The organism is Isoptericola sp. NPDC058082, from assembly GCF_042885055.1.
In the GTDB taxonomy this organism is placed as follows: domain Bacteria; phylum Actinomycetota; class Actinomycetes; order Actinomycetales; family Cellulomonadaceae; genus Isoptericola.
The window spans coordinates 68,872-91,592 of the sequence record NZ_JBHVSQ010000011.1 but is presented as its reverse complement, the minus strand read 5'-3'; the positions used below and the strand labels follow the sequence as shown (position 1 = coordinate 91,592).

19 protein-coding genes are annotated in these 22,721 nt (G+C 74.3%); 9 read left to right on the top strand and 10 right to left on the bottom strand.

Going from position 1 to position 22,721, the window contains the following annotated elements; genetic code table 11:
* Positions 1-100 precede the first annotated feature (100 nt).
* From ACFVS0_RS15350 to ACFVS0_RS15340, 3 genes are all read left to right on the top strand, one after another.
* On the top strand, positions 101-445 hold the full coding sequence (locus ACFVS0_RS15350; RefSeq protein WP_430552350.1) for a metal-sensitive transcriptional regulator: 345 nt from the start codon (positions 101-103) through the stop codon (positions 443-445).
* Between the two features lie 36 nt (positions 446-481).
* The gene (locus ACFVS0_RS15345) at positions 482-847 is read left to right on the top strand and encodes a heavy-metal-associated domain-containing protein (protein ID WP_430552351.1); all 366 of its coding nucleotides are present in this window, start codon (positions 482-484) and stop codon (positions 845-847) included.
* 186 nt (positions 848-1,033) lie between these two features.
* Positions 1,034-3,583, top strand: coding sequence for a heavy metal translocating P-type ATPase (locus ACFVS0_RS15340; protein WP_430588432.1), 2,550 nt, complete (start codon positions 1,034-1,036; stop codon positions 3,581-3,583).
* Between the two features lie 92 nt (positions 3,584-3,675).
* On the opposite strand, the gene ACFVS0_RS15335 is transcribed toward ACFVS0_RS15340, so the two are convergent.
* From ACFVS0_RS15335 to ACFVS0_RS15320, 4 genes are read right to left on the bottom strand one after another with little or no spacing between them, the layout of a single operon-like run.
* Complete coding sequence (locus tag ACFVS0_RS15335; RefSeq protein ID WP_430552353.1) at positions 3,676-4,467, bottom strand: ABC transporter permease; 792 nt, start codon at positions 4,465-4,467, stop codon at positions 3,676-3,678.
* A complete protein-coding gene (locus ACFVS0_RS15330) occupies positions 4,464-5,420 on the bottom strand; it encodes an ABC transporter ATP-binding protein (RefSeq protein ID WP_430552354.1) in 957 nt (318 codons plus the stop codon). The genes ACFVS0_RS15335 and ACFVS0_RS15330 overlap by 4 nt, the downstream gene beginning before the upstream one ends.
* Positions 5,417-5,719, bottom strand: a complete 303-nt coding sequence (locus ACFVS0_RS15325) for a transcriptional regulator (protein ID WP_430552355.1) — start codon at positions 5,717-5,719, stop codon at positions 5,417-5,419. The genes ACFVS0_RS15330 and ACFVS0_RS15325 overlap by 4 nt, the downstream gene beginning before the upstream one ends.
* Positions 5,712-6,392, bottom strand: a complete 681-nt coding sequence (locus ACFVS0_RS15320) for a hypothetical protein (protein ID WP_430588431.1) — start codon at positions 6,390-6,392, stop codon at positions 5,712-5,714. Before ACFVS0_RS15320 ends, ACFVS0_RS15325 begins: the two co-directional genes overlap by 8 nt.
* A gap of 152 nt (positions 6,393-6,544) precedes the next feature.
* Between ACFVS0_RS15320 and ACFVS0_RS15315 the strand changes: the two genes are divergently transcribed.
* Genes ACFVS0_RS15315 through ACFVS0_RS15305 form a run of 3 tightly spaced genes read left to right on the top strand, consistent with a single transcriptional unit; the run spans position 6,545 to position 8,622 of the window.
* Positions 6,545-7,495 (top strand): SPFH domain-containing protein, encoded by a 951-nt coding sequence (locus ACFVS0_RS15315; RefSeq protein ID WP_430563248.1) that lies wholly within the window; start codon positions 6,545-6,547, stop codon positions 7,493-7,495.
* Positions 7,492-7,779, top strand: a complete 288-nt coding sequence (locus ACFVS0_RS15310) for a hypothetical protein (protein WP_430563247.1) — start codon at positions 7,492-7,494, stop codon at positions 7,777-7,779. The genes ACFVS0_RS15315 and ACFVS0_RS15310 overlap by 4 nt, the downstream gene beginning before the upstream one ends.
* Positions 7,780-7,827: 48 nt before the next feature.
* On the top strand, positions 7,828-8,622 hold the full coding sequence (locus tag ACFVS0_RS15305) for a CPBP family intramembrane glutamic endopeptidase (RefSeq protein ID WP_430552371.1): 795 nt from the start codon (positions 7,828-7,830) through the stop codon (positions 8,620-8,622).
* 46 nt (positions 8,623-8,668) lie between these two features.
* Here ACFVS0_RS15305 and ACFVS0_RS15300 read toward each other — a convergent pair whose 3' ends face one another.
* The 4 genes from ACFVS0_RS15300 to ACFVS0_RS15285 are packed head-to-tail and all read right to left on the bottom strand — an operon-like array spanning position 8,669 to position 14,201.
* Positions 8,669-10,405: a dipeptide ABC transporter ATP-binding protein gene (locus ACFVS0_RS15300; RefSeq protein ID WP_430588430.1), complete on the bottom strand. Its 1,737-nt coding sequence runs from the start codon at positions 10,403-10,405 to the stop codon at positions 8,669-8,671.
* Positions 10,402-11,493 (bottom strand): ABC transporter permease, encoded by a 1,092-nt coding sequence (locus tag ACFVS0_RS15295; RefSeq protein WP_430552360.1) that lies wholly within the window; start codon positions 11,491-11,493, stop codon positions 10,402-10,404. Before ACFVS0_RS15295 ends, ACFVS0_RS15300 begins: the two co-directional genes overlap by 4 nt.
* The gene (locus ACFVS0_RS15290) at positions 11,493-12,536 is read right to left on the bottom strand and encodes an ABC transporter permease (protein WP_430552361.1); all 1,044 of its coding nucleotides are present in this window, start codon (positions 12,534-12,536) and stop codon (positions 11,493-11,495) included. Before ACFVS0_RS15290 ends, ACFVS0_RS15295 begins: the two co-directional genes overlap by 1 nt.
* Before the next feature lie 21 nt (positions 12,537-12,557).
* Complete coding sequence (locus ACFVS0_RS15285) at positions 12,558-14,201, bottom strand: ABC transporter substrate-binding protein (RefSeq protein WP_430588429.1); 1,644 nt, start codon at positions 14,199-14,201, stop codon at positions 12,558-12,560.
* Positions 14,202-14,408: 207 nt separating this feature from the next.
* On the opposite strand from ACFVS0_RS15285, the gene ACFVS0_RS15280 reads away from it, so the two are divergent.
* Positions 14,409-17,096, top strand: a complete 2,688-nt coding sequence (locus ACFVS0_RS15280; protein ID WP_430588428.1) for a flippase-like domain-containing protein — start codon at positions 14,409-14,411, stop codon at positions 17,094-17,096.
* Between the two features lie 71 nt (positions 17,097-17,167).
* The gene (locus ACFVS0_RS15275; RefSeq protein ID WP_430588427.1) at positions 17,168-19,501 is read left to right on the top strand and encodes a collagen binding domain-containing protein; all 2,334 of its coding nucleotides are present in this window, start codon (positions 17,168-17,170) and stop codon (positions 19,499-19,501) included.
* 59 nt (positions 19,502-19,560) lie between these two features.
* Here the strand turns inward: ACFVS0_RS15275 and ACFVS0_RS15270 are convergent, their stop codons facing one another.
* On the bottom strand, positions 19,561-20,226 hold the full coding sequence (locus tag ACFVS0_RS15270; RefSeq protein ID WP_430563242.1) for a TetR family transcriptional regulator: 666 nt from the start codon (positions 20,224-20,226) through the stop codon (positions 19,561-19,563).
* Positions 20,227-20,384: 158 nt separating this feature from the next.
* Here ACFVS0_RS15270 and ACFVS0_RS15265 point away from each other — a divergent pair, with 158 nt between their 5' ends.
* Complete coding sequence (locus ACFVS0_RS15265; protein WP_430552366.1) at positions 20,385-21,317, top strand: helix-turn-helix domain-containing protein; 933 nt, start codon at positions 20,385-20,387, stop codon at positions 21,315-21,317.
* On the opposite strand, the gene ACFVS0_RS15260 is transcribed toward ACFVS0_RS15265, so the two are convergent.
* On the bottom strand, positions 21,224-22,483 hold the full coding sequence (locus ACFVS0_RS15260; RefSeq protein ID WP_430588426.1) for an MFS transporter: 1,260 nt from the start codon (positions 22,481-22,483) through the stop codon (positions 21,224-21,226). The two genes, ACFVS0_RS15265 and ACFVS0_RS15260, sit on opposite strands and share 94 nt — an antisense overlap.
* Positions 22,484-22,721 lie beyond the last annotated feature (238 nt).

Sequence of the window (22,721 nt, the reverse complement as noted above, 5' to 3'; positions counted from 1 at the left end):
CTCCGCCCTTCATGGCGAGACTAGGGGCAGGCGGCGGTGCAGGCGCGGGCAGCCGGGGCCGACGGCTTGACACGGTACCCCCTAGGGGTATGGTGGACCCATGACCGACACCGGCACGCCCCTCCCCGACCTCGCGGCCGACGGCGGCCACCCGCACGACGGGCCGCACGGCTACGCCTCCGACAAGGAGGCCTACCTCAAGCGCATGCGCCGCATCGAGGGTCAGGTGCGTGGCATCGCCCGCATGATCGACGAGGACGTGTACTGCATCGACATCCTCACCCAGGTGTCCGCCGTGACCAAGGCGCTGCAGGCCGTGTCGATCGGCCTCGTCGAGGACCACCTGGGCCACTGCGTCGTCGACGCCGCCCGCGCCTCCGAGGCCGAGGGCGCCGCGAAGGTCAAGGAGGCCGCCGACGCCATCGGCCGCCTCGTCCGTTCCTGATCCACCCGCCGATCCACCCTCGACGAAGGAGCACGCATGAGCACCGTCACCACCCTGGGCGTCACCGGCATGACCTGCGCCAACTGCGTCGCGCACGTCACCAAGGACCTCTCCGCCGTCCCGGGCGTCGTCGACGTCAGCGTCGAGCTGCACGTCGGCGGCACCTCCGACGTCGCGGTCTTCTCCGACGCCCCGCTCGACGAGGCCGCGCTGCGCGAGGCCGTGGACGAGGCCGGGTACGACGTCGCGTCGGTCGCCGTCCAGCAGGACGCGCTCGCCGCCCAGCAGGCCGCGCAGGCGCCCGCCCGGCAGCACGCCCACGACGGGGCCTGCGGCTGCGGCCACGAGCACGCCGCGCGCGAGCACAAGACGTACGACCTGACCGTGCCCCCGCGCGCCTGAGCCGCACCGCTCGCCCCCGCGAGCCACCCCGCGGACCGCCTGCCGAACCGTCGCCCGCTCCCCGAGCGTCCGCGACCCAGGCCCTCCGCGCCGCGCCGTCGTCGCCCGACGCGGCGCCCCCACCGCGACCCCGCCACCCCGGTCGTCGCGGGTGACCTCCACCCAGCACCTCAGGGAGTCACCCTCATGAGCACCCCCACGTCCTCGCCGGTCGACCCGGCAGGACCTGCCCCGGCCACGCCGCCGATCCTCGAGATCGACCTCGCCATCGAGGGCATGACCTGCGCCTCGTGCGTGGCCCGCGTCGAGAAGCGGCTCAACCGCGTCGACGGCGTCACCGCCACCGTCAACCTGCCGCTCGAGAGCGCGCACGTCGAGCTCACGTCGCCCGTCGACGACGCCGCGCTGGTCGAGGCCGTCGAGAAGGCCGGCTACGGCGCCCGCGTCACCGGCCGCCGCGACGTCGCCCGGCCCGTGCCGGATCCTCAGCCGGCTCCGGTGCACCCCGAGCCCGACACCTCCGCCACCGCGCCCGACCCGTCCGACGCGCAGCGCGCCCCGGCCCGCCCGTCGTCGGACACGTCGGCTCCGGGCGACGCCCGCGGGGCCGACCTGCGCCGGCGGCTCGTCGCGTCCGCGGTGCTCACCGTGCCGGTGGTGGCGCTGTCGATGATCCCCGCGCTGCAGTTCACGGGCTGGCAGTGGCTGGTCGCCGCCGCCGCGCTGCCGGTCGTGACGTGGGGCGCGTGGCCGTTCCACACCGCGGCGGCGCGGGCCGCCCGGCACGGCGCGTCCACGATGGACACCCTGGTCTCGCTCGGCGTCATCGCCGCGACCCTGTGGTCGGTGTGGGCGCTCACGCTCGGCGGCACGGGCGAGCTCGGCATGCGGATGCGGCCGTCGCTGATCCCGTCCGAGTCCGGCGGCACCCCCGAGCTGTACTTCGAGGTCGCGGCCGTCGTCACGACGTTCCTGCTCGCCGGCCGGTACGCCGAGCACCGCTCGCGCCGCCGCGCGGGCGACGCCCTGCGCTCCCTGCTGGAGCTGGGCGCCAAGGACGCCGAGCGGGTGCGGCTCGCCCCCGACGGCACGCCGCTGACCGGGCCCGACGGCGGGCGCGTCACCGAGCGCGTGCCCGTCGCGGACCTCGCCGTCGGCGACGTGTTCGTCGTGCGGCCGGGCGAGAAGGTCGCCACCGACGGCGAGGTCGTCGAGGGCGCGAGCGCCGTCGACACCTCGCTGCTCACGGGCGAGCCGGTCCCGGTCGACGTCGGCCCCGGGGACGCCGTCACCGGCGCGACCGTCAACACGTCCGGCCACCTGCTGGTGCGCGCGACCCGCGTGGGCGAGGAGACGACGCTCGCGCAGATCGGCCGGCTCGTCTCCCAGGCCCAGACCGGGAAGGCGCCCGTCGCCCGGCTCGCCGACCGCATCTCCGCCGTGTTCGTGCCGATCGTCATCGGGCTGTCCGTGCTCACCCTGGTGGGCTGGCTGCTGGCCGGCGCCGACGTGCAGCTCGCGTTCACCGCCGCCGTCGCCGTCCTGATCATCGCCTGCCCCTGCGCCCTCGGGCTGGCGACGCCCACCGCGCTGCTGGTCGGCACCGGCCGCGGCGCGCAGCTCGGCATCCTCATCAAGGGCCCGGAGATCCTGGAGTCCACCCGCCGCGTCGACACCGTCGTGCTCGACAAGACCGGCACCGTCACCGAGGGCCGCATGGAGGTGGAGCGCGTCGTCGCCGGCGCCGCCGGCGAGCGAGAGGTGCTCGCCTACGCCGGCGCCGTCGAGGCACTCAGCGAGCACCCGATCGCCCACGCGGTGGCGGCCGCCGCCACGGAGTTGTCGGGACGATCGCAAGGTACGCCGGGCGCAGAGCCTGACACGTCCGGGGGGACGGGGGCGGACGGCGTCGGGATCGGCGCGCTGCAGGCGTTCGACTTCCGCGCCACGCCGGGCGGCGGCGTCGAGGCGGTCGTGCGACGGGCGCACTCGGGCCTCACCGGGCTGGGGGTCGACGGCGGGCTCAACGCCCGGCGCGTGCTCGTCGGGCAGCCCTCGTGGCTGGCCGGGCAGGGCGTCGCGTTCGACGGCGACGGGACGGACGGGCTGGCCGCCGCGTTCGACGACGCCGAGGCGACCGGGGCGAGCGCCGTCGTCGTCGCGTGGGACGGCGCGGCCCGCGGCGTCGTCGTGCTGCGCGACCCGGTGAAGGCGACCTCCGCCGAGGCCGTCCGCGAGCTGCGCGACCTCGGCCTGCGGCCCGTGCTGCTCACCGGCGACGGCGAGGGCGCGGCCCGCGTCGCCGCCCGCGAGGTCGGCATCGCCGACGAGGACGTCATCGCTCGCGTGCTCCCGCAGGACAAGGCCGCGGTCGTGACCCGGCTGCGCTCCGAGGGCCGGGTCGTGGCGATGGTCGGCGACGGCGTGAACGACGCCGCCGCGCTCGCCACCGCCGACCTCGGGCTCGCGATGGGCACGGGCACGGACGTCGCGATCGAGGCGAGCGACATCACGCTCGTGCGCGGCGACCTGCGCTCGGCCCCCGCCGCCGTCCGCCTGTCGCGCGGCACGCTGCGCGTGATCAAGCAGAACCTGTTCTGGGCGTTCGCCTACAACGTGGCGGCGATCCCGCTCGCCGCGGCGGGGCTGCTCAACCCGATGATCGCCGGGGCGGCCATGGCCGCGTCGTCCGTCATCGTCGTCGGCAACTCGCTGCGCCTGCGCCGGGCCGGCTGACCTCTGCTGACCCTCGTGTGCCGTGAGCATGTCGGTGGCCCTGTTCCGGTCGCGGAACAGGGCCACCATCATGCTCGCAGCACGGACCCGGGTCAGCGGAAGCGGCGACCCTCGTCGCGGCGGTAGGCGCCGACGGCCAGGACGGCGAACAGCAGCGTCCAGCCGAGCAGCACCACCCACGCGAGCCCGTAGGCGGGCTCGCCGGTGAGCGCCTGCACCAGCAGGTCACGACCGGCGCGTGTCGGCGTGGCCTGCGAGATCGCGTCCAGCCACGACGGGAACGCCTGCGGCGGCAGGAACAGGCCGCCCGCGAACGCCAGCGGGAACAGCACCGCCTGCACCACCGGCAGCGCGGCCTTGGCGGACAGCGAGTAGCCCACGGCCATGCCCAGCAGCACGAACGGCACGGAGACCAGCAGGATCGTGCCCACCCCGGCGAGCAGCTGCCCGAACGTCACCGTCGCGGCGGTGAACAGCCAGCCGATGAGGATGAGCGGCACCAGCCCGAACAGCGCGAAGATCGCGCCGTTGCCGATCCGCGCGACCATCCGCGGGCCGGGGCCGGCGGGCAGGGAGCGCAGGAACGGGTCGAACGGGAGCTGCCGGTCCTCCGCCACGCCCAGCCCGTAGGTGAACAGGCTGGCCGAGCAGACGGCGAACAGACCGAGGCTCGCCACCGACATCGTGGCCCAGAGCGGGTTGTTCGCGACGTCGCGCTGCGGCACGACGAAGAAGAACATCGCCAGCGCGGGGAACAGCATGTTGCCCAGCACCGCGATGGGCACGCGCACCGTCTCGAGGAACTGGTAGCGCAGGTGCAGCCAGGTCAGCCGCAGCGGTCCCGGGGCCGTCCCCGCCCGGGCGGGGGTCGTCGTCGCGCTCATCGTGCCGCCTCCGTCACCATCTCCTCGAACGCCTCCTCGAGGCTCGCGCCCCGGATGCGGAGGTCGTGGAAGTCCACGTCGTCGCGCACCAGCGACCGGACGAGCTCGTCGGCGTCCGCCGTGTACAGCTCCTGCGTGCCGTCGTCGAGTCGTTCCGCGCGCACGACGCCGGGCCACGCGGCCAGGTCGGCCGTCGCCCGCAGCGCCACGCGCCGCAGGCCCACACGCCGCAGGATGGCGTCGAGCGTGTCGTCCGCCCGCACCACGCCGCGGTCGATGACGACGACGCGCTGCGCCAGCGCCTGCACCTCCTCGAGGTAGTGGCTGGTGAGCAGCACCGTGCCCCCGGCCGCGTGGTAGGCGCGGACGGCGTCCCACAGCGCCTGGCGGGCGCCGACGTCGAGGCCGGTGGTGGGCTCGTCGAGCAGGACGACGCGCGGCCGCCCCACGAGCGACAGCGCGACGGCGAGCCGCCGCTTCTGCCCGCCGGACAGCGCCCCCGTCTGCCGCCGCGCCAGGTCGGTGAGCCCGAACTGCTCCAGCAGCTCGCCGGTGGGCACCGGGTCGGCGAAGTGCCCGCCGACGAAGTCGACGACCTCGCCCACCCGCAGCGTGGCGGGCAGCCCCGTCTCCTGCGGGGTGATGCCGAGCCCGGCGCGGCTGGCGGCGTCGCGCGGGTCGCCGCCCAGCAGGCGCACGGTGCCGGCGTCCGGGCGGCGCTGGCCGCTGACCAGCGAGAGCAGCGTGGACTTGCCGGCGCCGTTGGGCCCGAGCAGGCCCACGAGCTCGCCGGGGCCGACGTCGAGCGACACGTCGTCGAGCGCGACGACGTCGCCGAACCGCCGGGTGACGCCGCGCACGGCGACGACGGCCGCGGCGGGGGGTGCGGCGGGGGGTGCGAGCGGCGCCCCGGCCAGGGCGGGGGCGCGCTCCGGGGGTCGGGTGCGGGTCATGATCCGGCTCCTCTCAGCAGGCCGGTGAGGGCCTCTTGGTAGTCCTCGAAGGCGCGACGCCCGTGCGGGGTGAGCGCGAGGTACGTCGCGGGGGTACGACCCTCGTGGGTCTTGGTGACGCGGACGTAGCCCGCGTCCTCGAGCTTGCGCAGGTGGGTGGACAGGTTGCCGGCGGTCATGTCGAGCAGCTTCTGCAGCTTGGGGAAGCTCAGCTCGTCACCGGCGTCCAGGGCGGCGAGCGTCGCGACGACCCGGAGCCGGGCGGGCGCGTGGATGACCGGGTCGAGGGCGTCAGCCACGGCCCACCTCCGCGTCCGCGCGGCGCCGGCGGCGGCGGCGCCGCACGATCCGTAGGTGCTCGACGGCGGCCATCACGAGGAAGCCACCGCCGCCCGCGAACGCCATCACCAGGTAGGTGAGGGGCAGGCCGGCGAGCGTGGCGGCCGCGGCGACCAGCAGGATCCACGCGCCGAGGACGAAGAGGCTGCGGTCGTCGAACGCGACCGCCCCGCCCAGGTACAGGAGCCCGACGACGAGGCACGCGCCCCCGTTGCTGACCAGGCCCATGAGCTCGCCGTCGGCGCCGGCCCGGGCGAGCCCACCGAGGAACGCGCTGAAGGTGAGGAAGCCGAGCATCCACGCCCAGCCGTACATCGCGCCCGTGCGGGCGGAGACGCCGCGCGTGCCCGAGGTACGGCTCATGGTGTGCACCATGGTGAAGACGACGGCCGCCGCGAGCGCGCCGGCGAAGACCCAGTACGCCCAGGCCTCCGGCTGCTCGCGTCCCTGCGCGCTGGACCACAGCACCAGGTAGCCGGCGAGCCACGCGACGCCCCACACCCCGTAGAGCGCGCGGCCGTCCGGCCCGAGGGCGGCACGGGCGCGGTCCTGCTGCTCGCGGATGAGCCGCAGGGAGTCGGCGGCGGCCAGCCCGGCGTCGTCGTCGCCGGGACGGTCAGGGTGGTCGGTCATCGCTACCTCGCAGAGGATTAACAGAGAACTTTGTGCTGCAAACTGCTTTGTCGATCATGGCACCGAGCAGCTCCACGCACAAGACCCTAATAATGTGATATCACTTTGCTATCGCATCGCCGGACCGCCCGGCCCCGAGCACAGGAGCTGCCATGCCCGAGAGCACCGCCCCCGTCCAGGACTCCGTGGGCGGCGAGCCCACCGGACGGCCCGTCGGCCACGACGGCACCCGCGTCGACGTCGCGGAGCGCCCCGCCTGGTCCGTCGGCGCGGGCGGCGCCGTCCTCGGCGTGGTCGTGTCGCTGCTCGTCCTGGCCCTCGGCACGCTCGGCGCCGTCTCGAGCGACGCCCCGGCCATGGTGGGGGTGCTGGCGGTCGGCCTGCTGCTCGCGCTCGCCGTGCTCACCGGCATCTCGGTGATCAGCCCCGGCGAGACGCTGGTCGTGCAGCTCTTCGGCCGCTACCTCGGCACGATCCGTCGCACGGGCCTGGTCATGACCGTCCCGCTCAGCACGAGGCGCCGCGTCTCCGTGCGGGTGCGGAACTTCGAGACCAGCGAGCTCAAGGTCAACGACGCCGACGGCAACCCCATCAACATCGCCGCGATCGTCGTCTGGCAGGTCGCGGACACCGCCAGGGCGAGCTTCGCCGTCGAGGACTACGACGACTTCGTCTCCGTGCAGGCGGAGTCGGCGCTGCGGCACGTCGCCATGTCCCACCCGTACGACGGCGGCGACGGCGTCGAGTCGCTGCGCGGCGCCACGGAGCTCGTGTCCGGGGAGATCGCGACCGAGGTCGCGGCCCGCGTCGCCGTCGCCGGCGTCGAGGTCGTCGAGGCCCGCATCTCCAACCTCGCCTACGCCCCCGAGATCGCCCAGGCCATGCTGCAGCGCCAGCAGGCCGGCGCGATCATCGCCGCCCGGTCGCGCATCGTCGAGGGCGCCGTCTCGATGGTGGAGGACGCGCTGAACCGCCTCGAGTCGGAGGGCGTCGTCACGCTCGACGACGAGCGCCGCGCCACCATGGTGTCCAACCTGCTGGTGGTGCTGTGCGGCGAGAGCCGCGCCACGCCCGTCGTCAACGCGGGATCGCTGTACCAGTGACGCCCGCGGCCCCTGCACCGGGGGACGAGCCCGGGGACGACGCCGCGTCCCCGGGCACCGAGCGCCCCGAGGGTCCCGGGCGCCCCGCCCGGCCTGCGCGCAAGCAGGTGCTGCTGCGCCTCGACCCCGCGATCCACGACGCCGTCGCCCGCTGGGCCGCCGACGACCTGCGCAGCGTCAACGCCCAGATCGACCTGCTGCTGCGCCGCGCGCTCAAGGACGCCGGTCGGCTGCCGCGCGACGCGGCACCCGCCCGGCGTCCGGGCCGTCCCCCGTCCACCTGATCGTCCAGGGGCGGGTGCTATAACCGGACGGTGGCCGACCCGCAGACGATGACGCCCGCGGCGCGACGCCGCACCACCGCCGAGATCTGGATCGTGCTGGGCCTCAGCCTGGGGCAGAGCGGCGTGTACGCGCTGGTCAACATCGTCGCGCGGCTCACGGCCGAGACCCCGCTCGCACAGCAGTCCGCGACCCTCAACGCGAGCCAGTCCGACCGCTCGCTGCTCGACCTCACCTACCAGCTGCTGGGGATCTTCTTCGCGCTGGTCCCGGTCGCGCTGGCGCTGTACCTGCTCAGCGGGCGGGCCGGCGCCACGTGGCGGGGCACGCGTCGCCGGATCGGCCTCGACTGGGGTCTCGAGGGAGCCCGGCCGGGCCGCGACGTCGCGTGGGGGTTCGCGCTCGCCGCCGCCATCGGCATCCCGGGCCTCGCGTTCTACGGCCTCGGCCGCCTGCTCGGCATCACCGTCCAGGTGCAGGCCAGCGCCCTGAACGAGCACTGGTGGACCGTGCCTGTGCTGATCGTCGCCGCCCTGCAGAACGGGCTGCTCGAGGAGGTCGTGGCCGTCGCGTACCTGCACGAGCGCACCCGCGACCTCGGCTGGTCCCGCCTGTGGTTCGTCGTGTGGAGCTCGTTGCTGCGCGGCTCCTATCACCTGTACCAGGGCATCGGGCCGTTCTTCGGCAACGTCGTGATGGGCGTCGTCTTCTCCTGGTTCTACACCAGCCGGTGGGGGCGGCAGCGGGTCGTGCCGCTCGTCGTCGCGCACACCCTGCTCGACGTCGTCGCGTTCGTCGGCTACGCGCTCCTGCCGCAGGAGTGGAAGGACGCGCTCGGTCTCTGACCCCCGCCGAGGTAGCTCGTCTCGAACTACCTCGGCGGGAGACGAGCTACCTCGGCGTGCGCAGGGCGTGCAGCCCCTCGCGGTGCGCGGCCTGCGCCTCCGGGTCGGGCAGCGGCAGCGAGGCCAGCAGCTGCTTGGTGTAGTCCTCGCGCGGACCGCCCAGCACCTGCTCGCCCGTCCCCTCCTCGACCAGGTGCCCGCGGTAGAGCACCGCGATGCGGTCGGCGAGCAGGTCCACGACGGCCAGGTCGTGCGACACGAAGAGGCAGGCGAAGCCCAGCTCCTTCTGCAGCTCGGCGAAGAGCTCCAGGACGCGCGCCTGCACGGACACGTCGAGGGCCGACGTCGGCTCGTCGGCGATGAGCAGCTCCGGGTCGAGCGCCAGGCCGCGCGCCAGCGACGCGCGCTGCCGCTGCCCGCCGGACAGCTCGTGCGGGTACCGGTCGCCGTAGCTGCGGGGCAGCTGGACGGCCTCCAGCAGCTCGTCGACACGACCGCGCGCGGCCTCCGGGTGGCGTGCCCGACCGTGCACGACCAGCGGCTCGGCCACGCACTCGGCGATGGTCAGCAGCGGGTTGAACGACGTGGCCGGGTCCTGGAAGACGAAGCCCAGCCGCGGGCGCATCGCCTTGAGGTCACGCCCCTTGGCGCCGAGCATCTCCGTGCCGAGCACGCGCAGCGACCCGCCGCTGACGGGCGTGAGCCCGGCGATCGCGCGGGCGATCGTCGTCTTGCCCGATCCCGACTCCCCCACCAGCCCGAGCACCTCGCCCGGACGGATCGCGAGGTCCACGCCGTCCACGGCCGTGAACGCCGGCTGCCGGAACCGGCCCGGGTAGGTGATGGTCAGCCCCTCGGCCCGCACCACCGGCTCCGACGACTCCCACCCCGCGGGCCGGGACGCCGCGCGCTCGACGGCGCGGGCGGTGCCCTCCCCGACGCGCGGCACGGCCTTCAGCAGCGCCCTCGTGTAGTCGGCCTGCGGGTCGGCGAACAGGTCCTTGACCGGCGCCTGCTCCACGACCTTGCCCTGGTACATCACGGCGACGCGGTCGGCCAGATCCGCCACCACGCCCATGTTGTGCGTGATGAGCACGATGGCGGTGCCCGTCTCGTCGCGCAGGTGGCGCAGCAGGTCGAGGATCTCGGCCTGGACGGTGACGTCCAGCGCCGTCGTCGGCTCGTCCGCGACGATGAGGCTCGGCCCCAGCACCAGCGCCATCGCGATGACGATGCGCTGCTTCTGCCCGCCCGAGAACTGGTGCGGGTAGTGGTCCACGCGGTGCTCCGGGTCGGGGATGCCGACCGTGCCGAGCACCTCGATCGCCCGCCGCCGCGCCTCCTTCTTCGACACGTCGCCGTGCGCCCGGATGCCCTCGGCGATCTGCCACCCCACCGTGTACACGGGGTTGAGCACGCTGGAGGGCTCCTGGAACACCATCGCCACGTCGCGGCCGCGCACCTGGCGCAGCTTCGCCGCCGAGACGGCGACGACGTCCGTGGTCGCGCCGTCGCGCCCGGTGAGCACGACGGCGCCGCTCGTGGTGGCCGTCTCCGGCAGGAGGCCCAGGATGGTCTTGGCCGTGACGGTCTTGCCCGAGCCGGATTCGCCGACGACGGCGAGCACCTCCCCCGGCTGGACGTCGAGGCTCACTCCGGCGACGGCCCGCACCGGGCCGGCGTCCGTGGCGAACGAGACCTCGAGGTCCCTGACCGACGCGACCGCGCCGTTCGACGCGACCGCGCCGTTCGACGATGCGGCGCTCGATGCGACGGCGCTCATGCGTCGTCTCCCTTCGGGTTCTCCTGCGAGTGCTCGGCGGACGCCGGGTTCTCCGGGTCGGAGGCGTCCGCCTCGACCGACGTCGCCGCGACCGCCCCCGCCACCTTGCCGGAGCGTGCGCGCGAGCGCAGGCGCGGGTCGGCCAGGTCGTTGAGCGACTCGCCCATGAGGGTCATGCCCATCGCCGCGAGGACGATGGCGAGACCCGGGAACAGCGCGGTCCACCAGATGCCGGAGGTGACGTCGGCGAGCGAGCGCTGCAGGTCGTAACCCCACTCGGCGGCCGCCGTCGGCTCGATGCCGAAGCCGAGGAAGCCGAGCCCCGCGAGCGTGAGGATCGCCTCCGACGCGTTGAGCGTGACGATCAGCGGCAGCGTGCGCGTGGAGTTGCGCAGCACGTGGCGGGTCATGATGCGCCAGTGCCCGGTGCCGAGCACGCGCGCCGAGTCGACGAACGCCTCCGCCTTGATCCGCACCACCTCGGCGCGCACCACCCGGAAGTACTGCGGCACGAACACCACGGTGATCGACAGCGCGGCGGCGAGGATGCCGCCCCACATGCTCGACTGCCCGCCCGAGATGACGATGGCGAGCAGGATGGCGAGCAGCAGGGACGGGAACGCGTAGATCGCGTCCGCGATCACCACGAGCACCCGGTCGAGCCAGCCGCCGAAGTACCCCGACACCAGGCCGAGCAGCACGCCCACGACGATCGACGCCACGACCGCGACCAGCACGACGAGCAGGGACGTCTGCGCGCCCCACACCACGCGGGACAGGACGTCGTAGCCGCCGACGGTGGTACCGAACCAGTGCTCCGCCGACGGCGGCTGCTGGGCACCGAACGCGACGCCGTCGCCGCTGCGCAGCTGCGACCAGCCGTACGGCGCCAGCAGCGGCGCGAAGACCGCGACCAGCACGAACAGCGTGGTCAGCACGAGGCCCGCGACGAGCATGCCCCGCTGGAGCCCGACGCTCTGGCGCACCTGGTGCACCACCGGCAGCTTCTTGAACCAGGCCCCGCGTCCGGCGACGTGCTCGGGGGCGGCGCCGGCCGTGCCGACGCTCGTGATCTCTCCGCTGGTCATCAGTACCTCACCCTCGGGTCGATCAGGGCGGCGAGGACGTCCACGAGGAAGTTCGTCACCGCCACGACCACGGCCATCAGCACGACGATCCCCTGCACGGCGACGAAGTCGCGCGCCTGGAGGTACTCCGACAGCTGGAAGCCGAGGCCGCGCCACTCGAACGTGGTCTCGGTGAGCACGGCGCCCACGAGCAGCATCGCGACCTGCATGCCGGCCACGGTGATGATCGGGATGAGCGCCGGACGCCACGCGTGCTTGCGCACGAGGCGGCTCTCCTTGACGCCCCGCGAGCGGGCCGCGTCGATGTAGCCGGTGCCGAGGGTGCCGATCATGTTGGTGCGCACGAGGCGCAGGAACACGCCGGCGGTGAGCAGGCCGAGCGCGATCGCCGGCAGCGCGGCGTGCGACAGCACGTCGAGCACGACCTCGGGGTCGCCCGTCTTGAACGCGTCGATCAGCATGAACCCGGAGTCGGCCCCGGCGAGCTGCATCGCGATCTCCCCGTCGGTGGACACGCGCCCGGCCACCGGGAACCAGCCCAGCCAGACGGAGAACACCAGCTTGAGGACGAGGCCGGCGAAGAACACCGGCGTCGCGTACGCGAGGATCGCGAGGATGCGGAGCACCGCGTCCGGCAGACGGTCGCGGAAGTAGCCGCTGACCATCCCGAACGGGACGCCCAGCACGAGAGCCACGAGGATCGCGTAGGACGCGAGCTCCAGCGTCGCCGTCCCGTAGGTGGTGAGCACCTCGGTGACCGGCCGGTTGTCGCTGATCGTGGTGCCGAAGTCGCCGGAGAAGATCCCGGTGAGGTACTCCCAGTACTGGACGATGATGGGTCGGTCGTAGCCGGCCGCATGGATCAGCTCGGCGAGCTGGTCGGGCGGAAGCTTGCCGCCCAGTGCGGCGGTGATGGGGTCACCGGTCGCGCGCATGAGCACGAAGACGGTGGTGACCAGGATGAACACGGTGGGGATGATGAGCAGGAAGCGCACCAGGACGTAGCGTCCCAGTGCGCTTCCTGCCGTGCTACGGGCAGCCACGAGAAGAGCTCAGTCCGTCTCTCAGCCCTTGGCCATCGCGGCGTAGCGGACCTTGAACGACGCGTCGAGCGTGTCCTCGACGCCCGTGACGTCGGCGCCGGTGACCGCGACCTGCGCACCCTGCAGGTACGGGACGGTCGACAGGTCCTCGGCCTCGGCCTCCTGGATCTGGCCCAGGAGCTCGGTGCGCTTCGCCTCGTCGGCCGTGACGGCCTGCTCGAGGATCATGTCCTCCACGTCCTGGTTCACGTAGTGGTTGCCCAGGAAGTTCTCCTTGAGGAAGAACGGCGTGAGGTAGTTGTCCGCGTCCGAGTAGTCCGGGAACCAGCCGAGCTGGTAGGCCGGGTAGACGTCGGACGTGCGGTCCTTGGAGTACTGCACCCACTCGGTGGTCTGCAGGTTGACCTTGAACAGGCCGCTCTCCTCGAGCTGGTCCTTGATGAGCGCGTACTCGTCGCCCGACGACGGGCCGTAGTGGTCGTTCGAGTACTGCAGGTTCAGCTCGACCGGGGTGGTGACGCCGGCGTCGTCGAGGCGCTTCTTCGCCGCGTCGGCGTCGGCGCCGCCCTGACCGTCGCCGTACATCTCCTTGAGGGGCTCCGTGGCGCCGGTCAGGCCGTCCGGGACGAAGGAGTACAGCGGGGTGTAGGTGCCCTTGTAGACCTGGTCGGCCAGGGCCTCGCGGTCGATGAGGTCGGCGACGGCCTGACGCACCGCGGTCGCCTTCTCGGGGTCGGCGTCCGGCTGCTTCTCGCCGTAGGGCTGGGTGTTGAAGTTGAACGTGATGTAGCGGATCTCGCCGCCGGGCCCGTCGACGACCTTCACCGCGTCGTCGCCGCGCAGGTCCTCGATGTCCGTGGGCGACAGCGAGCGGAGGGCGACATCCACCGAGCCGTCCTGCACCTCGAGCTTGAGGTTGGAGGCGTCCGTGAAGTACTTGGCGGCGACCTTCGGCGTCTTGGCCGCGCCGAGGATGCCCTGGTAGCCGTCGTACGCCTCGTAGCTGATGAGCTCGTTGGTCTTGTAGCTCGTGATCGAGTACTGGCCGGCGAACGCCTTGCCGTCGACGATCTCCTGGTCCGGCGTCACGGCGTCGGCCGAGAAGACGTCCTCGTCCACGATGGGGCCGACCGGGGACGACAGGATCTGCGGGAAGATCTGGTCGTTCTCGCTCTTGAGCTTGAAGACGACGGTCGTGTCGTCCGGCGTCTCCACCGAGTCGAGGTTGTACAGCAGCGACGACGGGCCGTTCTCGTCCGCGATCGCGAGCTGGCGGTCGAAGGTGAACTTGACGTCGGAGGACGTGAGGTCGTTGCCGTTGGCCCACTTCAGGCCCGGCTTGAGCTTGACCGTGTACTCCTTGGGCGACGTGAACTCCGCCGACTCCGCGATGTCCGGCTCCACGTCGGGGCTGCCGTACGGGGTGTTCAGGAGGAACGGGTAGATCTGGTTCATCACCGCGAACGACCCGTTGTCGTACGACCCGGCCGGGTCGAGCGACGTGATCTTGTCGGTGGTGCCGACGACCAGCGACTCGGCGCTGCCTCCGCCGCCGCCGCTCCCGCCGTCGCCGGAACCCCCGCCGCACGCGGTCAGCACCAGCGCGAGCGCTGCGGTTCCTGCGGCGCCGGCAAGCAGCCGTCGCGAGCCTCTGATGGCACTCATGGTCGTGGTCCCCTTCGTCCAGGCCGGCCGCGGCGGGTGGCCGCGGACTCGTCACGATGCGGGCGTTTCTAGCACACCGGTGTGTCGCCGTGGTCACGGGCGTGGGTCACACCCTGGCCGGTGATCGCATCGTGGTCCGGGAACCTACCACCGCTCTCTACCTCGTGTCACAGGCCGTGAGGCCCGGTAACACCTAGACTTTCCGGCATGTCCGGAGCGAGCACCGCGGGTCCTGCCCAGGATCCTTCGCACCGGAGCCCCACGGGCGACGCCCTGCCACCGACGGGGCCGCTGCGGGCGCTGCTCGGCGGCGACACCTCCGACCAGGGCACGCCGACCGACCTCGTGCGCGTCGTCGACACCCCCGAGGCCCGGGTGCGGCACCCGTCCGACATGCTCGGCATGGTGGTCAGCGCCCTGGGCGTGGCCCTGGTGCTCGTGCTGTCGGTGGTCGCGCACGCCACCACCGAGGGCGTCACCCAGGACGTGCGGACCTTCAGCTCCCTGCTCGCGCGCATCCTCTTCGTCCCGGTCGCGCTGCTCGAGGGCCTCATCACCCTGTTCGTGCCCGCGGCCGTGCTGGTGGAGCTCGGCTGGCGCCGGCTGGGCCGGCAGGTCGTCGAGTCCATCTGCGCGGCCGCGCTCGGGCTCGTGCTCGGCGTCGTCACCGCCCTGACCATCTCCCGGTTCGGCAGCGACGAGCTCGTGCGCGGCCTGTCCGTGTACACCGACGGTGCGTGGCAGCTCACCATCCCCGGGTACGTCGCCGCGATCGCCGGCCTGCTCACCACCGCCGGCCCGCGCACCCGCCGGCGCACCGTGCGCTGGTCGTGGAACGTGCTGTACCTGGCCCTGTTCATCGTGCTCATCACGGGGCAGGTGTCGCTGCCGGGCGTGCTGGTCGCCCTGCTGCTGGGCCGCCTCGCCGGGCAGGCGGTGCAGTACGTGTCCGGCGTGCGCAGCGAGCGCGCGTACGGCGCCGACCTCGTGGCGGCGGTGCGGCGGGCCGGGTTCCACCCGACGGCGCTGGTGCGGGTGCGCGACGTCTCCGCCGTCGTCGACGACGAGGCGGACGCCGACCGCGCGCCCCCCGTGCCGGAGGACCCGGTGGCGTCCTACGACGCCGACGGCGACGTGGTCGACGAGGCCACGGACGACGAGCTGACCCTGCCGCCGGACCCGACCACGGCGGACGCGGCGGCCGTGGCCCTCACACGCTCCGGCGACAACCGGGTGTACGCGCTGTTCACGGGCGACGGCGAGCCCCGCCGCGACGTCGTGGTGCTCGACGGCGACCGCCAGGTGCTCACCACGGTGCAGCGGCTGTGGCGCGCGCTGCGGCTGCGCGGCCTCGAGGGCCGCGCCGCGATATCGCTGCGCGCCGCGGCCGAGCGCACCGCCCTGCTCGCGTACGCCGCCCAGGCGGCCGGCGTGCGCACCCCGCGGCTGGAGGGCATCGGCGTCGCCGACGACTCGGTGGTGCTGGTGCAGGAGCACGCGCGCGGCGCCGTCTCCCTGCGCGACCTCGAGCCCGACGACCTCGACGGCACGCGCGGCGACGCCGTGCTCGCCCAGGCGTGGGAGCAGCTGCGGCGGGCCCACGACGCCGGGCTGACCCACCACGCCCTGACTCCCGACGTCGTGCTGGTGCACCGCGACCTGTCCGGTGCGCCGCACGTGTGGCTCACCGGGTGGGAGCAGGGCGAGATCGCGTCGGGCACCCTGTCGCGGCGGCTGGACCTCACGCAGATGCTCGCGCTGCTGGCGCTGCGGGTGGGCGCGCGCCGGGCGCTCGCCTCCGCGGTGCGCGCCCTGCCCGACGAGGACATCGCCGCCATCGGGCCGCTGCTGCAGTCCATCGCGCTGCCCAGCCCGACGCGCGAGGAGGTGCGGCGCACGAAGGGCCTGCTGGACGAGCTGCGCGAGGCGCTCGTCGAGCGGCTGCCGCAGGCGGACGTGCAGCCGCAGAACATCACCCGCTTCGGCGCCCGCACGGTCATCATGCTGACCCTGACGATCGTCGCCGTCACCGTGATCGTCACGACGTTGAACTTCGAGGAGATCGCCTCGGCGATCACCGAGGCCAACCCGTGGTGGGTCGCGGCGTCGTTCGTGCTCGGGGCCATCACCTGGTTCGGCGCGGCGCTCACGTTCAGCGCGTTCTCGCCGGAGAAGCTGCCGCTGTGGCGCGCCACGCTCACCCAGATGGCCGGGTCGTTCGTCGCGCTCGCCGCCCCCGCCGGCATCGGGCCCGCGGCGCTCAACCTGCGGATGCTGACCCGTCGCGGCGTGTCCACGCCGATGGCGGTCGCGACCGTCGCGCTGGTGCAGCTGTCGCAGTTCGTCGTCACGGTGCTGCTGCTGGTCGTGCTGTCGGTGTCCACCCGCTCCGGCGGCCTCATCGACCTGCCCTCGACCACGGTGCTGCTCGCCATCGCGGGCGTCGCCATCGCCGTCGTCGCGATCCTGCTGGTGCCGTCCGTCCGCCGGTGGGCGTGGGAGAAGGCGCGCCCGACGCTGGAGCAGGTGTGGCCCCGGCTGTCGCAGATGCTGGGCCAGCCCACGCGCCTGGCGCTGGGCCTCGGCGGCAACGTCATCATGACGCTGGGCTACGTGCTCGCGTTCGACTTCGCCCTCGCGGCGTTCGGGCAGTCGCTCAACCTCATCGACGTCGCGGTGATCTACCTGGTCGGCAACTCCGTCGGGGCCATGGTGCCCACCCCCGGCGGCCTGGGCGGCGTCGAGGGCGCGCTCATCGCCGGGCTCACCGCGGCCGGCATCCCGGCGTCCCTCGCGGTCACCGTCACCATGCTCTACCGCGTCGTCACCTACTGGGCCCGCGTGCCGATCGGCTGGGTGGCGATGAAGCGCCTGGAGAAGACGGGCGACCTCTGACCGACCTCTGAGGAACCTCAGCCGCGGCGCCACGCCGCGCGGTCAAGACACATGTCTCATACCGTGTCCCCGTGAACCGGGCCAGGGGGATCCTCAGTGCGCTCGCGGCGCTCACGCTCGCCGCGCTCTCCGCCGTCGTGGCGCCCACGACGTCCTCCGCGGCGACGACCGCGGGCTGGGCCGCGTGGGACCCGTTGACCGGCTCCGCCGGCAGCTGGTCGACCACGATGCAGCTGCCCGCGGCCGGCTTCCCCGCCGCGACCATGACCTCCAACTCACGCGGGGGCACGGTCGGTGTCGTCTCGGGAGCCTCGTCGTGGCTGTCCGACGCGACACCGCCCGGGGAGGTCTTCGGCTCGAGCCGGAACCAGCCGTACGTCAACCTGCGCCCGCAGGCCGACCGCCCGACGACGCCGTCGACCACCGTCTACACCTTCGAGCGGCCGACGCCGGCGGGCGGCTGGGCGTTCGTGCTCGGCGACATCGACGCCGACTGGGTGCGCGTCTCCGCCGTCGGGGCGGACGGGCAGCAGCTCACCGCCGACGAGCTCGGCTGGCAGGGCGCCTTCAACTACTGCCAGGGCGCGGGCTCGCCGTCGTGCACCGACACGGAGGTCCCCACCTGGGACCCGGCCACCCAGCAGCTCTTCGGCAACGCGACCGCGACCGACACGAACGGCGCGACCGGCTGGTTCCGGCCCACCGTGCCCGTCACGCGGCTGACGATCGGGTTCTTCCAGCGCTCCGGCTTCCCGGTGTACCAGACGTGGTTCGCGTCGTTGGCCCGCGACGTCACGGGCACCGTCACCACGGACGACGGCGCCCCGCTCGAGGGCGCGACCCTCACGCTGTTCGGCCCCGACGGGACGGCCCTCGCCACCACGACGTCCGCCGCGGACGGCGCCTACGCCTTCGAGGGCTACACCGCGGCACCCGGGTACCGGGTGGAGCTGACGGAGCTGCCCGGGTCGTCGGACGCGCACCGGTTCGGGCTCGTCGCCGTGGGTCCGACCGTCGTGGGCGACGTCGACCTCGGCGAGACCGACGGCACCGCCGACTTCCAGGCCCGCGACATCGAGCCCGTCGCCGTCAGCGGCACCGTGCTCGACGACGACGGCAACCCCGTGCCCGGCGCCACCGTGACGCTGACGCCGGTGGGCGGCGGCGAGCCGATCACCGTCGTCACGAGCTCGCGCGGCGAGTACCTGGTGGACGACGTCGCCTGGGACGTCGCGAACGACCGGCCGCAGGAGTACGAGCTCTCGCTCGGCGACCTGCCCGAGGGGTACGTGGTCACCGGGACGCCGCCGAACCTCGTGGTCGACGTCGGGCAGGAGGAGGCCAGCACCGGCAACGACTTCACCGTCCGGGGGCCGGCGACCGTGTCCGGCGCCGTGACCGCGGGCGGGGAGCCCGTGGCGGGGGTCGTGGTGACGCTCGGCGACCGCAGCACGACCACCGGAGCGGACGGCACCTACGCGTTCGAGGGCGTGCTGCCCGGTGACCGCACCGTGGCCGTGCAGGCCCCGGACGGCTACACCGTGGACGGCCCCGCCACGCGGGACGTCGCCGTGGGCACCGACGACGTGACCGGGGTCGACTTCGCCCTGGCGCGACCGGGCGCGGTCGGCGGCGCCGTCACCGACGACGCGGGCGACCCGGTGCCGGGCGCCACCGTCACGGTCGCGGGTCCCGACGGTCCCGTCACGCTGACGACGGACGACGCGGGCGACTACTTCCTGGGCGAGCTCCCGCCGGGCGACTACGCGATCACGCTGAGCGTGCCCGACGGGTACACGGCCGACGAGACCGAGCGGACCATCACCCTCACCCCTGCCGGGGAGAGCTTCCTGGCCGAGGACTTCGCCGTCGTCGCCGACCCCGTGGCGCCGCCCGCGCGGCCCGTCGGCGGCACCGTCACCGACCCCGACGGCGCCCCGGTGCCCGGGGCGGAGGTGACCGTCACCGACTCCGAGGGCGCCGAGGTGGCCACCGCCATCACCGACGACGACGGCGCGTGGACCGCCGACCTGCCGGACGGCGCGTACACGGCCACGGTCACGCCGCCCGAGGGCTACGTCGTCGAGGGCGACGCGTCCCGCGGGTTCGAGGTGGCGGGCGGCGAGGTGACCGGCGTCGACTTCGTCCTCGCCGCGCAGGACGCGGCGCCGAGCCCGTCGCCCGACCCGACCGCGAGCCCGGCCCCCACGACACCGGCGACGCCGGCCGCCCCGGGCACCGGGGCGGGGCCGTCCGACGGCGGGTCCGCGACGCCGGGCGGCGGCAGCCTGCCGGTCACCGGCGCCGAGGTCGGGGCGGCGGCGCTGGGCGCGCTGCTGCTGGTCACGGCCGGTGGCCTGCTGCTGCGGGCGTCGCGGCGACGGGCGGGCGCGGCCGAGAGCTGACGCCGGTCCGGGGGGACGGCGTCGCCGCTCACCGCCCGGCCGCCGGGGCGACCCCGCGGTCAGGCGGTGAGCATCCCCGTGGCGGAGCGCACCAGCTCCTCGGTGAGGACGTCGAGCGGCGGCAGGCCGAGGTCGCCCTTCTCGTCGTCGGCCTCCCACGCCGCGACGGCGGCGACCACCGCGCGCGAGACCGTGGCGACGCGCAGCCCGGCCAGCGGCTCGACGCCGTCGCACGCCACCGTGCGCATGAGGTCGAGCAGGTCGAGCGTGCCGACCACCGGGACCTCGACCCCCTCGTAGCGCTTCACGTCGCGCCGCACCCAGTCCATGAAGACCAGCGGCCGGTCCTGGAGCACGGCCTGCGTGTAGCGGGCCCACGAGCTGGGCCGCAGCCCCTCGACCGCCGACACGAACGGCACGACGTACGCGCGCACCAGCCCCTCCGGGTCCCGCTCCCGCCCCTCGCCCACGAGCTCGGCGACCATGCGCGCGCGGTGCTCGTTGATCGGCCTGCTGCGCCAGTAGTAGAGGGCGTCGAGCATCGTCTGCCGCGACCCGAAGTGGTACGTGACGGCCGAGTTGTTGCGGTGCCCCGCCGCCCGGACGATCGCCCGCGAGCTCGCCCCCTCGAACCCGGAGCGCGCCACGAGCCGCTCCGCGGCGGCCAGCAGCGCGAGCTGCGACGCGTTCGGGTGGAGAACGTTCTTCAGGTCGTCGGCGCGCATCCCCCGGAGCGTAGTCACGCCCTGCCGACGGACGCGATCCCCGGCCTCCGCCGACCGGGATCCGGACGCCCGGACGGTCGCGCACGCGCCCGTCGCGCGTGGCATGCTCCTGGAGGGCCCGGGCCGGACGCGCCGGTCGTCGCGCCCGGGGAGGCGCGATGACCGTGACGGACCTGCCGACGCCGTCGTGCGCCGTCGGACCCGACGGACCCGGCGCGACCGCGGCGTCGGCCGCCGCCGAGGAGCTCGACCGCGTGCTCGCCGGGCTGCAGTGGCGGTTCGTGGCGCGTTCCCGGCACGCGCTGGCCGCCGGCGCGTGGGCGGAGCACACCTCCGGGGACGCCGCGCTCCTGCTGGTCACCGACGGCCTCGTGCGCGTGCGCGGCGTGGGCGACGTCGCCGACCTGGCGCCCGGCGACTTCCTGTTCCTGCCGCACGGGCCGCGCTTCGAGGTGCACGCGCTGTCCGACGCGGCCGTGCAGTGCGTGCGGGTCGCGCCGGTCGGGGCGGACGACGGCGCGGGCGTGCTGCCCGCCGCCGTGCTCCTCACCGAGCTGCCGCAGACCGAGCCGACGGCCGCGACCATGCTGCGCTCGCTGGTGGAGGACTACCGCGCCCCGCGCAGCGTGCTGGGCGACCGGGTCGTCACGCTCGTCGCGTCGATGGCGATCAGCGCCTGGTACGCGCGCGGCTGCGCCCCGGCCCGCTGGCTCATGCAGCGCGAGGACCCGGGCCTGGCCAGCGCCGTCGCCGCGATCCACGCCGACCCCGGCCGGGAGTGGACGGTGGACGACCTGGCGCGGGTGGCGCTCGCGTCGCGGTCCGGGTTCGCCGCCCGGTTCCGGTCCGCCACGGGCCTGACGCCCGGCCGCTACCTGGCGCAGGTGCGGGTGGCGCACGCGCGCTGCCTGCTGACGGCGGGCGACCTGCCGGTCGCGACGATCGCCCGCCGCCTGGGCTACGGCTCGGACACGGCGTTCGGCCGCGCCTTCCGCCGTCACACGGGCGCGACGCCGTCCGAGTACCGCCGCGACAGCGTGCTGCGCACCAGGACCCCGCCCGCGACCGCGGCCACCGCCGCCACGAGGTAGGTCCAGCCGACCCCCACGGAGTCGACGCCGAGACCGCCGACCGCGGACCCGAGGATGATCGCCGTCTGGAACGCCGCGACGACGAGCCCGCTGCCCGCCTCGACCTGGTCCGGCATCATCCGCGTGATCCACACCTGCACCACGTTGAGGATGCCGCCGAACGCCGCGCCCCAGAGCACCACGGCCGGGTAGACGAGCAGCGGCACGGCGGACGCCAGCCCGACCGCGGCGACGCTCGCTCCGACGGCCACGGGGACCGCGAGGAGCAGCACCGCGAGGTGCCGGTCGACGAGCGCGCCGATCGCGAAGTTGCCGACCAGGCCGCCGGCGCCGAACAGTGCGAGCAGCACGGCGACCGTCCCGACGTCCGCACCGGGCAGCAGCGACAGGGCGGGCCGCACGTACGTGTAGCCGGCGAAGTGCCCGCCGATGACCGCCACGATCGCCACCAGCCCCAGCGCGACGCCCGGCGACCGCAGCGCCCGGCCCGTCGCCGACCAGCCGATGCCGGGCGTCGGCGCCACGGGCGGCAGGGCGACGCGCATCGCGACCGCCGTCACCACCGTGACCACCGCGGCGGCCACGAACACGACGCGCCAGCCGGCGGCGGCGGCGAGGATCACGCCCAGCGGCACCCCGGCCACCGTGGCGACCGTCGTTCCCGCGTTGACCACCATCATCGCCTTGCCCACCCGGTCCGCCGGGACCAGCTGCGTCGCGATGACCAGGGACATCGACCAGTAGCCGCCCAGCGCCGCACCCAGCAGCAGCCGGGCGGCCATGAGCACGCCGATGCTCGGCGCCAGCGCCACCAGCACGTTGGAGGCGACCGCGCCCAGCGCGAGCACCACGAGCAGCGTGCGGCGGTCGGTGCGCGGGAAGAGCGAGCCCAGCACCAGGGCGGTGGCCAGCGCCGTCAGGGCCGTGGCGCTCACCGACAGGCCGACCACGCCCTCGGAGACACCGAGGTCCTGCGCCACCGGGGTGAGCACCCCCGGCGGCAGGAACTCCGCCGTCACGAGCGAGAAGCTGCCCAGGAACATCGTGGCCAGCGCCAGCGCGGCGCGCCGGCGCGGGAGGGGGCCGGGCGCCCCCGGGACCCTCGTCGGGGCCGTCGTCGTGGCCGCCGCGGGAGCCGCGGCGGTGTCGATCGGGTTCGTCGTCATGCTGGTCGCAACAACGCGCGGCGGCGCCCGGGCCGACCGGGACGCCGACGGACTCGATCCAGACGCCACGCGCCGGGTGGGGCCCGCGCTCATGCCCGGGCACTGCCCGGGAACGGCCCGGGCACGCCGGAGGCCCCGAGGGGCGGGGGGGGGTTGGGGGGGGGGGGTGCGGGGGGGGCTGGGGGGGCGGGTGGGAGGGGGGGGGGGCGGCGGGAGGGATACATCTCTGGCGGCAGCC

Coding starts and splice junctions, on each gene's coding strand:
- ACFVS0_RS15270 (WP_430563242.1), bottom strand. CDS start 20,226: ATGCGCGCCGACGACCTGAAGAACGTTCTCCACCCGAACGCGTCGCAG.
- ACFVS0_RS15345 (WP_430552351.1), top strand. CDS start 482: ATGAGCACCGTCACCACCCTGGGCGTCACCGGCATGACCTGCGCCAAC.
- ACFVS0_RS15350 (WP_430552350.1), top strand. CDS start 101: ATGACCGACACCGGCACGCCCCTCCCCGACCTCGCGGCCGACGGCGGC.
- ACFVS0_RS15300 (WP_430588430.1), bottom strand. CDS start 10,405: ATGAGCGCCGTCGCATCGAGCGCCGCATCGTCGAACGGCGCGGTCGCG.
- ACFVS0_RS15280 (WP_430588428.1), top strand. CDS start 14,409: ATGTCCGGAGCGAGCACCGCGGGTCCTGCCCAGGATCCTTCGCACCGG.
- ACFVS0_RS15260 (WP_430588426.1), bottom strand. CDS start 22,483: ATGACGACGAACCCGATCGACACCGCCGCGGCTCCCGCGGCGGCCACG.
- ACFVS0_RS15320 (WP_430588431.1), bottom strand. CDS start 6,392: ATGACCGACCACCCTGACCGTCCCGGCGACGACGACGCCGGGCTGGCC.
- ACFVS0_RS15340 (WP_430588432.1), top strand. CDS start 1,034: ATGAGCACCCCCACGTCCTCGCCGGTCGACCCGGCAGGACCTGCCCCG.
- ACFVS0_RS15330 (WP_430552354.1), bottom strand. CDS start 5,420: ATGACCCGCACCCGACCCCCGGAGCGCGCCCCCGCCCTGGCCGGGGCG.
- ACFVS0_RS15315 (WP_430563248.1), top strand. CDS start 6,545: ATGCCCGAGAGCACCGCCCCCGTCCAGGACTCCGTGGGCGGCGAGCCC.
- ACFVS0_RS15305 (WP_430552371.1), top strand. CDS start 7,828: ATGACGCCCGCGGCGCGACGCCGCACCACCGCCGAGATCTGGATCGTG.
- ACFVS0_RS15335 (WP_430552353.1), bottom strand. CDS start 4,467: ATGAGCGCGACGACGACCCCCGCCCGGGCGGGGACGGCCCCGGGACCG.
- ACFVS0_RS15285 (WP_430588429.1), bottom strand. CDS start 14,201: ATGAGTGCCATCAGAGGCTCGCGACGGCTGCTTGCCGGCGCCGCAGGA.
- ACFVS0_RS15295 (WP_430552360.1), bottom strand. CDS start 11,493: ATGACCAGCGGAGAGATCACGAGCGTCGGCACGGCCGGCGCCGCCCCC.
- ACFVS0_RS15265 (WP_430552366.1), top strand. CDS start 20,385: ATGACCGTGACGGACCTGCCGACGCCGTCGTGCGCCGTCGGACCCGAC.